Genomic DNA, 13,321 nt, shown 5'->3' on the forward strand with positions numbered 1-13,321 from the left:
GAATGCTCAATACGCTTTCAGGAAGATTTCTGATCCTGACCACGGTCTTTGTGATGCTGGCCGAGGTACTGATCTTTGTCCCATCCATTGCTCGTTTTCGCCAAGAGTACTTGCAGGACCGGTTGGAGCGCGCGCAGATCGCATCGCTGGCGCTTTTGGCGGATGATATGCTGGATACAGAGCTGGAAGCCGAACTGTTGCAGAATGCCGGCGTCTATAACGTTGTGCTGCGACGGGACAAGCTGCGCCAGCTGATGCTAGCCTCACCGATACCAGAGCCGATTGCGGAAACTTTTGATCTGCGTGATGCCACTGCGATGGTGCTTATCCGTGATGCGATGATGCGTTTGGTCAGGAGCCAGAACGAGGTCATCCGGGTCATTGGCGAACCAGTCCGGGATGCGGGGCTGCTGATTGAGATTACCATTGCAACCCAGCCTCTGCGTATGGCGATGCTGGATTATGGCCTGCGCATTCTGGTTCTGTCCGCGGTGATCTCTGTGTTTACGGCCATCCTGCTGTTCTGGGCGGTGCGGCTTCTTCTGGTACGCCCCATCAAAGGGGTGGTTGGCTATATGCAGCGCTACGCTCAGGCCCCCGAGGACGCGCGCGGCATTATCACGCCTCATGCCCGCGTGGTGGAGCTGCGCGAAGCCGAGGAGGCCTTGCAGCAGATGCAGGTGGAGTTGACGCATGCCCTGAAACAGCGTGAACGCCTCGCCCAGCTTGGCGGCGCCGTGGCCAAGGTCAGCCACGATCTGCGCAACATACTGACCTCCGCGCAGCTGTTCACCGATCGGATCGAGATGAGCGAAGATCCAACGGTGCGCCGCCTTGCGCCCAAGCTGGTCAACTCGATCACCCGCGCTGTGTCCTTGTGCGAAGGCACGCTGGCTTTTGGCCGCGCAGAAGAACCGGCACCGACGCTGACCATGATTCCCCTGCACACTGTGGTAGATGACGTCGTCGCCGGTGAGACCCTGGCCGAGGACAGCGGGCTGGTCTCCATCGCCTCAAAAGTGCCAGGTGATCTGGTGGTCCGCGCGGATCCTGAACAATTGTTCCGCGTCATTATGAATTTGGTCCGCAATGCCCGTCAGGCGATTGCTGCCACTGGCAAGGACGGCGAAGTGCTGATCGAAGCCGGGGAAATTGGCTCTGACTGGTGTATCCAGGTTGTTGACACAGGCCCCGGCCTGCCGATGAAAGCGCAGGAGAACCTCTTTACGCCGTTTCAGGGCGGTACGCGCAAGGGAGGCTCCGGTCTTGGCCTGGCCATTGCAGCGGAGCTGGCGCGGGGTCACGGTGGTCAGGTGCGTCTGAACCGAACCGGTGCTGACGGCACATCGTTTGAGATAATCCTGCCCAAAGGAGACGGTGCATTGGGGGCGATTGTTTAACCGCCGATTGGCTGTTTGGCAGGGCGGATGAAAATTGCGGGACGGTTTTGTAATTTATTTCGTTTTTGGGGTTGCGACTCCTGTCGGCTCGCTTTAAACCCCGGCTCCACAGTGGACCGATAGCTCAGCTGGATAGAGTACTTGACTACGAATCAAGGGGTCGGGGGTTCGAATCCTCCTCGGTCCGCCACTTCCCTCTGATCGCAATTCCAGGCGATTGAAATGACGCGGATAGGGGGCGTCAGACGGCAGAACCGGGTTTTCCCTATGGATCTGCGGCAGAATGGACCGATAGCTCAGCTGGATAGAGTACTTGACTACGAATCAAGGGGTCGGGGGTTCGAATCCTCCTCGGTCCGCCATTCTGTCTGTGTTGAACGTCAGACAACTTTGACCTTTGCGTCACAAACTGACCCAATTTCCTCATTTCATGCTCCTGCAAGCGGTTTCGTTTGATCTGACTTCCCATTCGGAAAATCAGGGCTGATTTGCAGATCAGACGGCAAAGCCGCCTGTTCCTGCTGATCTGCCACGTGGCGAACGCGGGAGGGGGCGAGGCAATGCTATTCGACAGGGGTGGTGCGGCCCGCAGGCGTAGCCGAGGACACGGCCCTGTCTAATAGGGTTACTTTGACGACGAATGTACCGATGCCCTGTGTTGCGTCACCGGATCGTAACCAGAGCCGCCCCATGGATTGCAACGCGCGATACGATAGACGGACAGCCACAGACCGCGCAGAGGACCATGGGTTTCCAGCGCTTCGATCGCATAGGCGGAACAGCTGGGTTGAAACCGGCAGGCATGGCCAAGCCAGGGCGACAGAAACGACCTGTAGGCCCGGATCGGTAGGATAAGAAGCCAGACAGCAAGGGCTCTCATGCGCGCACCCTCCAGCGGCTTTCGCCATTCACATCTTCGACCTCGATCCCCAGTTCTGTGAGTTCATCGCGAAGTGCATCCGCACGCGCCCAATCGCGCGCTGTACGGGCACCGCTGCGTTCGGCCACCAGCGCCTCAATCCGGTCCGTATTCCCTGCCCCGGCCTGTGCCCAGACAACCGCATCCTGTCCGAGCAGCCCCAGAAATGCCCCGGCTTTGCGCAGAGCTGCCGCCAGTTCCGCCCGGCGATGCGGATCGGCCGCCGCATGCACTTGCCCCGCAAGCGCGTGCAGCGCAGCCAAAGCCGCCGACGTGTTCAGATCATCGTCCAGAGCGGCGATCACAGGGGCCATATCCTCGTCCAGCGCAGAGGATGGCGGCTGATCGCGCAGCGCACCGTAAAGACGGTCAAGCGCCGCCCGCGCGGCCCGCGGGGTTTCTGGCGTCCAGTCCAGAGGTTGCCGATAATGAGCGCTCAACAGCGCATAGCGGATCGCCTCCCCCGGCATGTCGGCCAGCAGGTCGCGTACCAAAAGCACATTGCCGAGGGATTTGGACATCTTCGCTCCCGAAACGGTGACATGCCCATTATGAACCCAAAAGCGCGCCTCTGTACCCTGCGCAATTTCATTTTCATGATGCGGAAAGCGCAGGTCGATCCCGCCGCCATGAATGTCAATCCGCGCCCCAAGATGCGCCCGGACCATCGCCGTGCATTCAATATGCCACCCCGGACGGCCAAAGCCCCACGGGCTGTCCCACCCCGGCTGTCCCGCGCCGGAAGGTTTCCATAGCACAAAGTCACGCGGATCGCGCTTCCAAGGAGCGACCTCAACCCGAGCTCCGGTCAGCATCTCATCAGGGTTAGCACCGGACAAGAGCCCATAGGCCGGAAAACTTGGAATATGAAACAGAACATGCCCCTCAGCTGCATAGGCGTGCCCGGCAGAAATCAGATCGGTGATCATCGCGATCATCTCCGAAATATGACCTGTCGCGCGCGGCTCAATATCCGGCGGCAGAACCCCCAAGGCGCTCAGATCGGCATGATAAGCCTCGGTGAACCGCGCTGCGATATCATCACAACTCACACCTGCAGAGGATGCCGCAGCGATGATCTTGTCATCCACATCCGTAATGTTGCGCGCATATGTCAACATTGGAAACCTTGCCCGCAGAAGCCTTGTCAGGACATCGAAAACGACCGCCGGACGGGCGTTGCCGATATGGGCAAAGGAATAAACGGTCGGCCCGCAAACATACATTCGCACATGGTTCGGATCTTCAGGCACGAAAGCTTCGAGCTTACGCCCCATGGAATTGAAAAGATGCAGCATGGCTTAGAGCGCCATCCCGGCGCGTTGACCCGCCTTATCTTGAGCGACGATGTAGACCTTCATTACGATGCTTGCCTCTTTACATTGCCATCATTCTTACCCACAAGAATGTATGTTATAACATATCACATCACAAGAGGCACAAGACACAGCCATGCCACAATTGGAATTTCAGCCCCGAAAATCGGTCGAGCAAGTCGAAGAAGGCACTGATTTTGCACCAAAGTTCGACGCAAGTGGCCTTTTGCCATGCGTCACAACAGATGCCGTGTCAGGCGAGGTGCTGATGCTGGGCTGGATGAATGACGAAGCACTGCGACGGACGATCACCAGCGGCGAGGCGCATTACTTTAGCCGCTCACGGCAAGCCGTCTGGCACAAAGGGGCCACGTCCGGTCTTGTGCAAAATGTGATCGAGGCCCGCATTGATGACGATCAGGACGCCCTCTGGCTGCGGGTTCAGGTCGCCGGGTCCGGCGCATCCTGCCATGTGGGGTATCGCTCCTGTTTCTATCGTGCGGTCCCTGCCGGCAAGGATGCGGGGCAGCCGCTGACGTTTCAGGAAGACCACAAAACCTTTGACCCCCAAGACGTCTACGGCGATGCCCCAAACCCGACACAACTCTGATCTTCTCTGGATGCAGCGGGCGTTGAACCTGGGCGACAGGATGCGCGGCCATGTCTGGCCGAACCCGCCGGTCGGCTGCGTGATCGTCAGGGATGGCAAGATCGTCGCCGAAGCAGCCACTCATCCCGGCGGCCGCCCTCATGCGGAACGCAAGGCAATCGAACTAGCCGGATTCGGAGCAAAAGGTGCAACGCTGTACGTCACTCTGGAGCCGTGTTGTCATTGGGGGAAAACACCGCCCTGTGCCGATGCAATCATAGAGGCCGGTCTCTCCCGAGTCGTCTGTGCCGTTCAGGATCCCGACCCTCGTGTCCACGGCGGAGGCTTTGCCAAATTGCGGGGCGCTGGCATTGAGGTGCAGGTCGGCCTATGCGCGGAAGAGGCAGAACGCCTGATGTCAGGCTTTTTCCACCGTGTGCGCCTTGGTGAGCCAGAACTGTTTGCCCTCGAGCAGCCCACAAAAGAAGTTCCCATAGGTATCGATGCACTCCTGCGCTCGTCCCGTGAAACAGTTCATCTTGTGACACGGCGCAAGTTGCCGTCTGCGGATCTTGACTTGTCAGCCTATCCGAAAGCCAGGCTGCTGTCGCATCTGGCCGAGATGGGCCTGACCTCCGTGGCCATTGCCCGCGACGATCCTCTTGCTGATCGCCTGATACAGCGGGCAAGTGAGCCTGCCAACATATACCAAAACTAAAAAGCGAGACAAGCATGGCCCATTACGATGTCATATTCAAAAACGGTACGATTGCCAATCACGACGGCGTCGCAGAGGCCGATCTTGCCGTACACAATGGACATATTGCGGGCCTCGGCCATCTTGCATCGGACACGGCGGATCATGTCGTGGACTGCAAAGGCCTGCACATCCTGCCTGGCGTCATCGACACACAGGTTCATTTTCGTGAACCCGGCCTGACGCATAAGGAAGACTTTGAAACCGGCTCGCGCAGTGCGGTTATGGGCGGTGTGACAGGCGTATTCGAAATGCCGAACACCAATCCCCTGACCACGACCCGCGAGTCTTTCGACGCCAAAATCGCGGCTGCAACCAACCGCATGCACTGCGATTTCGCATTCTACATCGGCGGCACCCATGACAATGTGGCAGAGTTGCCCGAACTTGAAAAACTCCCCGGATGTGCAGGCATCAAAGTGTTTATGGGCTCCTCCACAGGCTCCCTTCTGGTGCAGGACGATGCCGGTGTCGAATCAATCCTGAACGCCATTTCACGCCGCGCGGCCTTTCACAGCGAAGATGAATGTATGCTGGAGCGGCGCAAAGGACTGCGTGTTCCCGGGGATCCGTCAAGCCATGCGGCCTGGCGCTCGCCCGAAGTTGCCCTGAACTGCACCAAGCGGCTCATCGCACTGGCCCATAAAACCGGCAAACGCATTCACGTGCTGCACATCTCGACCGGAGAGGAGATGGCCTATCTCGCCGATCACAAGGATGTGGCGAGTGTCGAGGTCACGCCTCACCACCTGACGCTGGACGAAACGGCCTACGCACGCCTTGGCACCTACGCCCAGATGAACCCGCCGATACGCTGCAAGGATCACCGCGCGCGGATTTGGGGCGGCGTGACCAATGGGGTGGCCGACATTCTCGGCTCCGACCACGCCCCCCACACGCGCGGGGAAAAGGACCAGCCATATCCGCAAAGCCACTCGGGTATGACCGGTGTACAAACGCTGGTGCCAATCATGCTGGATCACGTCAACGCAGGCCGGTTGAGCTTGGCTCGGCTCATAGACATGACCAGTGCCGGCCCCAATCGTCTGTTCGGGATCGCGGGAAAGGGGCGCATTGCCGTGGGCTTCGACGCCGATCTGACAATTGTGGATCTCAAACGTCGCGAAACCATCACCAATGATTGGATCGCCTCACGGGCAGGCTGGACCCCTTACGACGGTGAGAGTGTCACCGGTTGGCCGGTCGGAACCGTGGTGCGCGGCCATACCGTGATGTGGCAGGGCGAATTGAAAACCCCAGGTAAAGGGCAGCCGATGCGGTTTCTTGAGGCTTTGCCCCCGGTGTCTCGTTAGCTTACCGGCACTCTGGGGCCTTACTTCCCGTCACGGAACCGGCCATTCGTTATGCCTGCAAGATCGACAAGTCACCCAAGATCAGAACGGTAGTCGAAACGATATCATGTATCTGCCACTCTTGTAGGAGCAGCACAGCAACGCCCGACACGACGACACAAACTCGGTTTGTGGTTCTTCGCACAGTTCAGAGACCTCCTCTTCGCAATCGCCAAGCAGATTTGTCTGCGTGTCGTGGGACAGCCGGTTGAACAACCAATCGCACGCCAAGCGCTCTGTACCAATCACGCACGATGCAAAGCCTGCCGTTGGACGTTAGAAATCCCAGTCTTCGTCTTCCGTCGCAACGGCCTTGCCGATCACATAAGACGAGCCGGAGCCAGAGAAGAAATCATGGTTCTCGCTATCCGGGCTGAGCGCCGCCAAGATCGCCGGGTTCACCTCAGACACTTCTGGTGGGAACAGTGCCTCAAAGCCTAGGTTTTGCAGGGCCTTGTTTGCGTTGTAGTGCAAGAAGACCTTCACGTCCTCAGTTAGCCCAAGCTCGTCATAGAGCTCTTCGGTATATTCGTTTTCAATGCCGTACAGCTCAAACATCAGTGAAAAGGCATAGTCTTTCAGTTCTGCCTGTTTTACTTCCTCCAGTTTCTCAATCCCTCGCTGGAATTTGTAACCGATGTAATAGCCATGCACAGCCTCATCGCGGATAATCAGGCGGACAAGGTCAGCGGTGTTGGTCAGCTTGGCACGGCTTGACCAATACATCGGCAGGTAGAAGCCGGAGTAGAATAGGAAGCTTTCCAGAAACACGCTGGCGATTTTGCGCTTCAGTGGGTCGTTGCCCGGCGCGTAGGTGTCGAGAATGGTTCGCGCCTTGGCCTGCAAGTGCGGATTTTCTTCGGACCAGCGGAAGGCTTCGTCGATTTCTTTAGTGGAGCATAGCGTCGAGAAGATCGAAGAATAGCTTCGCGCGTGCACAGCTTCCATAAAAGCGATGTTGGTCAACACAGCCTCTTCATGCGGTGTGACAGCGTCGGGCATCAGCGACGGCGCACCAACGGTGTTCTGGATAGTGTCCAGCAGCGTTAGGCCGGTAAAAACACGGATGGTAAGCTGCTTTTCCTGATCGGTCAGAGTCGCCCAGCTTGGGATATCGTTGGAAAGCGGCACCTTCTCCGGCAGCCAAAAGTTTACGGTCAGGCGGTTCCAGACCTCTAGGTCCTTCTCATCGTCCATCCGGTTCCAGTTGATCGCGCGGGTGATCTGGGTCTCAGTCAGGTCTTTCATGTTTCTCTCCGATCACAGCGAGCAGGATACGCAGCCCTGAACCTCGGTGCCCTCTAGGGCTTCCTGGCGCAGGCGCACGTAGTAGACGGTCTTGATGCCCTTCTTCCAAGCATAGATCTGGGCTTTGTTTATGTCGCGGGTTGTGGCCTCTGCCGGGAAGAACAAGGTCAGCGACAGGCCCTGATCCACATGCTCGGTGGCCGCCGCATAAGTGTCGATCAGAGCCTCGGGGCCGATCTCATAGGCGTCACGGTAGTATTCCAGATTCTCATTGTTCATGAAGGCGGCAGGGTAGTAGACGCGGCCGATCTTACCTTCTTTACGGATCTCGATCTTGGACACGATCGGGTGAATCGAGGAGGTCGAGTTGTTGATATAGGAGATCGAACCGGTCGGCGGCACAGCTTGAAGGTTGCGGTTGAACAACCCGTGTTTCATCACATCGGCTTTCAAAACCGCCCAATCCTCCCGCGTTGGAAGGTCAACACCGTCAAACAGCATTTTGACGGTTTCGCTTTCGGGCAACCAGTCGCGGTCGGTGTATTTGTCAAAGAACACGCCAGAGGCATAGTTGGAACACTCAAAGCCCTTAAAGCTTGTGCCACGTTCCTTGGCAAGGTCACAGGACGTTCGGATCGCATGATAGGCCACAGCAGCAAAATAGACCGACGTGAATTCCACACCTTCAGCGCTGCCATAGTGCACCCGTTCCCGAGCCAGGTAGCCATGCAGATTCATCTGCCCAAGACCAATGGCGTGACTGTCATCATTGCCTTTGCGCACAGATGGCACAGAGTCGATAGCCGACATTTCAGAAACCGCGGTCAGCGCGCGGATCGCAGCACCCACGGTGCGGCCAAGGTCGTTGCCATCCATTGTTTTGGCGATGTTCAGCGAGCCAAGGTTACAGGAAATATCACTGCCCATTTTGGCATAGCTGAGATCATCATTGAACTCAGACGCCTCGTTTACCTGCAGGATTTCGGAACACAGGTTGGACATGTTGATCCGGCCCGCAATCGGGTTCATCCGGTTCACCGTGTCCTCAAACATCACGTAAGGGTAACCACTCTCAAACTGGATTTCGGCGATTGTCTGGAAGAACTCGCGCGCGTTCACCTTGGATTTACGAATGCGTTTATCGTCGACCATTTCCTCATATTTCTCGGTGACCGAGATCTCGGAAAACGGCACGCCATAAACCTTTTCCACATCATGCGGAGAGAACAGATACATCTCCGCGTTTTTCTTGGCCAACTCAAAGGTGATGTCCGGGATCACGACGCCAAGCGACAGGGTTTTGATGCGAATTTTCTCATCTGCGTTTTCACGCTTGGTATCGAGAAAGCGCATGATGTCTGGGTGGTGGGCGTTCAGATAGACCGCACCGGCCCCCTGACGTGCGCCGAGCTGATTGGCGTAGGAGAAGCTGTCTTCGAGCAGCTTCATGACCGGGATCACTCCAGACGATTGATTTTCAATGCCTTTGATCGGAGCGCCGTGTTCGCGGATGTTGGTCAACAACAGCGCCACACCGCCACCACGCTTGGATAGTTGCAGCGCCGAGTTGATGCCTCGGCCGATGCTTTCCATGTTGTCTTCCAGCCGTAGTAGGAAGCAGGAAATCAACTCCCCACGTGAGGCTTTGCCAGCGTTCAGGAAAGTCGGTGTCGCAGGTTGGAAACGGCCTTCAAGAATTTCCTCCATAAAGGACATCGCCAGCGCTTCGTCGCCACGCGCCAATGTCAGAGATGTCATCACGACGCGGTCTTCATAGCGTTCTAGAAACCGCTGCCCGTCACGGGTTTTGAGCGTGTAGGATGTGTAATACTTGAACGCTCCAAGGAAGGTCGGGAAGCGGAACTTCTTTGCATACGCCTCATCCCAGATCTTGCGCATGAAGCTCTTGGAGTACTGATCCAACACCGCCTCTTCATAGTAGCCTTCGCTGACAAGATAGCCGAGCTTTTCCTCCAACGAGTGGAAGAACACTGTGTTCTGGTTGACGTGCTGCAGGAAATACTGGCGCGCCGCCATGCGGTCAGCGTCAAATCGGATTTTGCCGTCCCCGTCATAAAGGTTCAGCATCGCGTTCAAAGCGTGATAGTCCAAAGTGCTCAGCTCACGGTCGAGCATAGGTTGCCCCCCAATTTTCGCAGCCCGTCTGTGACGCGGGCGATATCCGTTTCAGTGCCTGCCAGCTCCAAAGTGTAGAGCAGCGGCACGTTGCATTTTTCAGAGATGATGCGGCCCGCAAGCGCGTAGGTCGTACCGAAGTTTCGATTGCCTGTACCGATCACGCCACAAATGTGCCTGCGCCGCCGCAGGTCATTGAGAAACCGGATCACCGGTTTGGGCACCGCTCCTCTGCCTTGTCCATCCGCATAGGTCGGACACACCAAAACAAAAGGCACATCCACCGTCGGCAGCGGCGCTTCCGGCTCTATCGCGATGCGCATAGAAACCCAACCGAGCCGCGTCACAAAGCGGTGTGTGTTGCCAGAAGCGGACGAGAAATAGACAAGTGCCGGATCGCGGCCCGCCACGTTAGGAGGCCAAACGGGCAATCATGTCTGGGCGGAAGCCAGACCAATGTGCTCCGTTGGCTTCCACTACCGGGGCTTGGCGATAGCCCAGTTCAGTCACACGGGTCAGCGCGGAGGTATCTTCGGTCAAATCCACTACATCGTAGCTGATGCCTTTAGCATCTAGTGCACGTGTTGTGGCAGTGCATTGTACGCAAGCGGGTTTGGAATAAACGATGATGCTCATCTGTCCTCTTTCTGTTTTCTGTTGTCAAAGTCGAGGACACAGTGCAGGACAAACCCATTGCACGCCCCCGAACCCTCCGTTCGTGGTCTTTTTTGTGCTGACGGCAGGTCTCCTGACTCGCGGATCTATGCTTGGCTGGCCTTCCCGAAAGCAGCACTTTCAGTGGCGTGTTCAACCTTGCTCACCGCTTACAGTTGCGGGGGCAGTGCCGGATTTTCACCGGCTTCCCTCTTAGCCTTCGAGTAGAATCGAAGGAACCGAAGCAACACCATATTGGGTATATAGGAAGGCCACCGTCAACATATAGGTTTGGGTTGACATTTTCTTTTTTAACCCCGGAAGGCAGCCAAAGCTACACAGAGAACGGAACTGGGTACATTGCTTGTGAAACAATCGAGTGCAAAAAACTGATTTGGGATCGTTTCGACCAAATTGCAGCCCGTAATTTTAGACACATCGCACATGGCTTAGTCGAATTCGAAACGGTAGGGCTTTCAACAGAGTCTTCATGTGATACGGGTAAACAACTCTAGGCGAAGCAACCGTTCGCGCAGGCCGCAGCGAAGGGTTTCGCTTTCAGTTGATTCTGTGGAAAAACAACGTGTTGCTGGCGCAGAAAATAGCGTTTCAAACAAAGCGCGAGTACCTTTCTGATCAGGCTTTGCGCGTTTGCTGCGGTGCAGGAAAGATCTTCGCCAGTTTGCGGAGGTTTTGGGCGGTGGCGGCGAGGAGGAATTCATCGTTTGCGCCGCATGGACCGCGCAATCGGAGCCGCCCCAACCCGAGGATGCGTTTGAGGTGGGCAAAGAGCATTTCCACCTTCTTTCGTAGTCGCATCGAGATCGCATATTGCTTTGTTTTGGCAATGTCGCGGGCGACCTGACGGGCATCTTCGTATTCTTCGTGAGTGATCTTGCGTGCGTCGGCGGTGGGACAGCACTTGGCTTTGGATGGGCAGGCCTGACAGGTCAGCTTAAGGGCGCGATATCGCGAGACAGCTTTGCCGGTTGGGCCCCGGTTCGGGTCAGAGTAGTTGCGGCAAAACTGTTTATGCAACGTAGAAATCTGCGGGTGCATTGTCTGGCGTGGCGCAGTGCGGCTTTGAACTTGGCCATTTATGGTAGATGCAGCTAGACAAGAGGACAAATTCTCAGGCCGCAGGACTGAGCTGCCGTTCGCCTTAAAGATGACAATGGCTTTCGTCAGCCTCAAGCGAGCTTTTCGCCTTGTTCATTGGCGTAGAAAGGGAACCTGAGATCGGTGTCGATGCCGAGATAGAATATGCCACAGATCGAACGTGGCACCCGGCCAAATATCAGCGAAAATCTCCAAAGTCCCCGGCGTGATAAACCAATGGCCGCGCGGCTTGATCGCATCTCAAATGGGTAACAGCCCCAAGAAAAATCGTATGATCCCCGGCATCCCATTCATTGGCTATATCCGCACTTAAAACAGCTGATGCACCGCGTAAAGTGGCAAGGCCCTCCGCGTCCTCAAAGAGGTTTTCCATTTGACTGTAGGTTTGTCCTGCAAAATGCAAAGCATGTTGCCGCATATCATGGCTAAGGATGTTCACGGCGAACCGGCCAGATCCCCGAAGCTTTTCACGCAGCTTTGACCGCTTGGAGAGCGAAATGGCGATCAATGGCGGATCGAGAGACACGGACATAAACGCGCTGACGGTTGCGCCGTGTACACCGTCCAACGTGCGCGTGGTGACGACGGTCACACCGGTTGCAAAACGCCCGCAACAGTCGCGAAATGCACGTGGATTAATGGAGCGAGGAGTGGGAACGTCATACATTGTGCATACTTTTGACAGGTCGGGGAGATGCGCTTGCCTACGTGGGGTGGCAAGCGTGTTTTTCTGAAGGGGCGGCTTGGCTGGGCGCACTTAGGCGGCGGCCGAGTGGCCCGCGAGTTCTTTGCGGATGATCTCCGCTCCTGCACCTAAGGCGTACAGCTTGCCTTTGGCAACATCGCGAGGCAGCGGTGCCATGCCGCAGTTCGTACAGGGGTAAAGCTTGTCCGCATCCACGTATTTCAATGCATCGCGCAGGGTGCCTGCAACCTCTTCGGGGGACTCTATGGTGTGGGTGGCCACATCCACAGCGCCCACCATAACCTTCTTGCCCCGGAGCAATGCGATCAACTCCAGCGGAACATGGGAGTTATGACACTCCAGAGAAATCAGATCGAGCGTGGATTTCTGGAGGTTCGGGAAAATTTCCTCATACTCACGCCACTCGGATCCAAGCGTCTTTTTCCAATCGGTATTGGCCTTAATACCATAGCCATAACAGATATGCGCAGCGGTTTCGCATGTGAGCCCTTCACTGGCGCGCTCTAAGGCGGCAATGCCCCAATCATTGGCCTCGTCAAAGAACACATTAAACGCGGGCTCATCAAACTGAACGATATTGACACCGGCTGCCTCCAGCTCGCGCGCTTCCTCGTTGAGGATAACAGCAAATTCCATCGCCAGCTTTTCGCGGCTTTTGTAGTGCTCATCATAGAGGGTGTCCACCATGGTCAGCGGCCCTGGAAGCGCCCACTTGATTGGGGCATCCGTCAGCGACCGCAGGTATTTCACGTCGTCGACAAACACCGGCGTGTCGCGAGATACCGCGCCCACCACCGTTGGCACGCTGGCGTCATAGCGGTCGCGGATGCGCACGGTTTTGCGCTCGTTCATGTCCACGCCGGTGAGGTGCTCGATAAAGGTTGTCACAAAGTGCTGACGGGTTTGCTCGCCATCACTAACGATATTGATCCCGGCGCGTTGTTGTTCCTCAAGTATCAGACGCAGCGCGTCCTTTTTGCCTTCGACAAGCGCGTCGCCTTCCAGCTTCCAAGGGGACCAGAGTGTTTGTGGTTCGCTGAGCCAAGCGGGTTTGGGAAGGCTGCCTGCGGTGGAAGTGGGGAGAAGATTGGACATGATAGATTACCTCGTGCGTTTCGTATGTTT

General features: G+C 56.6%; 12 protein-coding genes, 2 tRNA genes, 1 pseudogene and 1 riboswitch. Of the genes and pseudogenes, 6 read left to right on the top strand and 9 right to left on the bottom strand.

Features of this window, described 5'->3' with window-relative positions:
- Positions 1-2: 2 nt before the first annotated feature.
- The 3 genes from ACXAEW_RS08680 to ACXAEW_RS08690 all read left to right on the top strand — a co-directional run bounded on the left by ACXAEW_RS08680 (position 3) and on the right by ACXAEW_RS08690 (position 1,762).
- A complete protein-coding gene (locus ACXAEW_RS08680) occupies positions 3-1,400 on the top strand; it encodes a sensor histidine kinase (RefSeq protein WP_474940944.1) in 1,398 nt (465 codons plus the stop codon).
- A gap of 113 nt (positions 1,401-1,513) precedes the next feature.
- Positions 1,514-1,590, top strand: a tRNA-Arg gene (locus ACXAEW_RS08685).
- Between the two features lie 95 nt (positions 1,591-1,685).
- Positions 1,686-1,762: transfer RNA gene (locus ACXAEW_RS08690), tRNA-Arg, on the top strand.
- 263 nt (positions 1,763-2,025) lie between these two features.
- Here the strand turns inward: ACXAEW_RS08690 and yidD are convergent.
- Complete coding sequence (gene yidD / locus ACXAEW_RS08695) at positions 2,026-2,280, bottom strand: membrane protein insertion efficiency factor YidD (protein WP_474940945.1); 255 nt, start codon at positions 2,278-2,280, stop codon at positions 2,026-2,028.
- Positions 2,277-3,617 (bottom strand): cysteine--tRNA ligase, encoded by a 1,341-nt coding sequence (gene cysS, locus ACXAEW_RS08700; protein ID WP_474940946.1) that lies wholly within the window; start codon positions 3,615-3,617, stop codon positions 2,277-2,279. Before cysS ends, yidD begins: the two co-directional genes overlap by 4 nt.
- A 154-nt stretch (positions 3,618-3,771) precedes the next feature.
- Here cysS and hisI point away from each other — a divergent pair, with 154 nt between their 5' ends.
- Genes hisI through ACXAEW_RS08715 form a run of 3 tightly spaced genes read left to right on the top strand, consistent with a single transcriptional unit; the run spans position 3,772 to position 6,294 of the window.
- Positions 3,772-4,245, top strand: coding sequence for a phosphoribosyl-AMP cyclohydrolase (gene hisI, locus ACXAEW_RS08705; RefSeq protein ID WP_474940947.1), 474 nt, complete (start codon positions 3,772-3,774; stop codon positions 4,243-4,245).
- Positions 4,220-4,942 carry a bifunctional diaminohydroxyphosphoribosylaminopyrimidine deaminase/5-amino-6-(5-phosphoribosylamino)uracil reductase RibD gene (gene ribD / locus ACXAEW_RS08710; protein WP_474940948.1) on the top strand — a complete coding sequence of 241 codons (723 nt, stop codon included), beginning with the start codon at positions 4,220-4,222 and terminating at the stop codon, positions 4,940-4,942. The genes hisI and ribD overlap by 26 nt, the downstream gene beginning before the upstream one ends.
- 14 nt (positions 4,943-4,956) lie before the next feature.
- Positions 4,957-6,294, top strand: coding sequence for a dihydroorotase (locus ACXAEW_RS08715; RefSeq protein WP_474940949.1), 1,338 nt, complete (start codon positions 4,957-4,959; stop codon positions 6,292-6,294).
- A 315-nt stretch (positions 6,295-6,609) separates the two neighbouring features.
- Here the strand turns inward: ACXAEW_RS08715 and nrdF are convergent, their stop codons facing one another.
- From nrdF to ACXAEW_RS08750, 7 genes and pseudogenes are all read right to left on the bottom strand, one after another.
- Positions 6,610-7,581 carry a class 1b ribonucleoside-diphosphate reductase subunit beta gene (gene nrdF / locus ACXAEW_RS08720; protein WP_474940950.1) on the bottom strand — a complete coding sequence of 324 codons (972 nt, stop codon included), beginning with the start codon at positions 7,579-7,581 and terminating at the stop codon, positions 6,610-6,612.
- 12 nt (positions 7,582-7,593) lie between these two features.
- Positions 7,594-9,717, bottom strand: a complete 2,124-nt coding sequence (nrdE, locus tag ACXAEW_RS08725; protein ID WP_474940951.1) for a class 1b ribonucleoside-diphosphate reductase subunit alpha — start codon at positions 9,715-9,717, stop codon at positions 7,594-7,596.
- Positions 9,699-10,127 (bottom strand): class Ib ribonucleoside-diphosphate reductase assembly flavoprotein NrdI, encoded by a 429-nt coding sequence (gene nrdI, locus ACXAEW_RS08730; protein ID WP_474940952.1) that lies wholly within the window; start codon positions 10,125-10,127, stop codon positions 9,699-9,701. The genes nrdE and nrdI overlap by 19 nt, the downstream gene beginning before the upstream one ends.
- A gap of 1 nt (position 10,128) precedes the next feature.
- Entirely contained in the window at positions 10,129-10,353 is a 225-nt protein-coding gene (gene nrdH / locus ACXAEW_RS08735; protein ID WP_474940953.1) for a glutaredoxin-like protein NrdH, read from the bottom strand.
- 85 nt (positions 10,354-10,438) lie between these two features.
- Positions 10,439-10,630, bottom strand: a riboswitch (cobalamin riboswitch).
- A gap of 377 nt (positions 10,631-11,007) precedes the next feature.
- Positions 11,008-11,403, bottom strand: a pseudogene (locus tag ACXAEW_RS08740) (transposase); the annotation flags it as partial.
- A gap of 265 nt (positions 11,404-11,668) precedes the next feature.
- Entirely contained in the window at positions 11,669-12,157 is a 489-nt protein-coding gene (locus ACXAEW_RS08745; protein ID WP_474940954.1) for a flavin reductase family protein, read from the bottom strand.
- Positions 12,158-12,247: 90 nt separating this feature from the next.
- Positions 12,248-13,291, bottom strand: coding sequence for a methionine synthase (locus ACXAEW_RS08750; RefSeq protein ID WP_474940955.1), 1,044 nt, complete (start codon positions 13,289-13,291; stop codon positions 12,248-12,250).
- Positions 13,292-13,321 lie beyond the last annotated feature (30 nt).

The sequence above is a fragment of the Epibacterium sp. ABZ3_068 genome (assembly GCF_056159265.1).

Coding starts and splice junctions, on each gene's coding strand:
- ACXAEW_RS08680 (WP_474940944.1), top strand. CDS start 3: ATGCTCAATACGCTTTCAGGAAGATTTCTGATCCTGACCACGGTCTTT.
- yidD (WP_474940945.1), bottom strand. CDS start 2,280: ATGAGAGCCCTTGCTGTCTGGCTTCTTATCCTACCGATCCGGGCCTAC.
- cysS (WP_474940946.1), bottom strand. CDS start 3,617: ATGCTGCATCTTTTCAATTCCATGGGGCGTAAGCTCGAAGCTTTCGTG.
- hisI (WP_474940947.1), top strand. CDS start 3,772: ATGCCACAATTGGAATTTCAGCCCCGAAAATCGGTCGAGCAAGTCGAA.
- ribD (WP_474940948.1), top strand. CDS start 4,220: ATGCCCCAAACCCGACACAACTCTGATCTTCTCTGGATGCAGCGGGCG.
- ACXAEW_RS08715 (WP_474940949.1), top strand. CDS start 4,957: ATGGCCCATTACGATGTCATATTCAAAAACGGTACGATTGCCAATCAC.
- nrdF (WP_474940950.1), bottom strand. CDS start 7,581: ATGAAAGACCTGACTGAGACCCAGATCACCCGCGCGATCAACTGGAAC.
- nrdE (WP_474940951.1), bottom strand. CDS start 9,717: ATGCTCGACCGTGAGCTGAGCACTTTGGACTATCACGCTTTGAACGCG.
- nrdH (WP_474940953.1), bottom strand. CDS start 10,353: ATGAGCATCATCGTTTATTCCAAACCCGCTTGCGTACAATGCACTGCC.
- ACXAEW_RS08745 (WP_474940954.1), bottom strand. CDS start 12,157: ATGTATGACGTTCCCACTCCTCGCTCCATTAATCCACGTGCATTTCGC.
- ACXAEW_RS08750 (WP_474940955.1), bottom strand. CDS start 13,291: ATGTCCAATCTTCTCCCCACTTCCACCGCAGGCAGCCTTCCCAAACCC.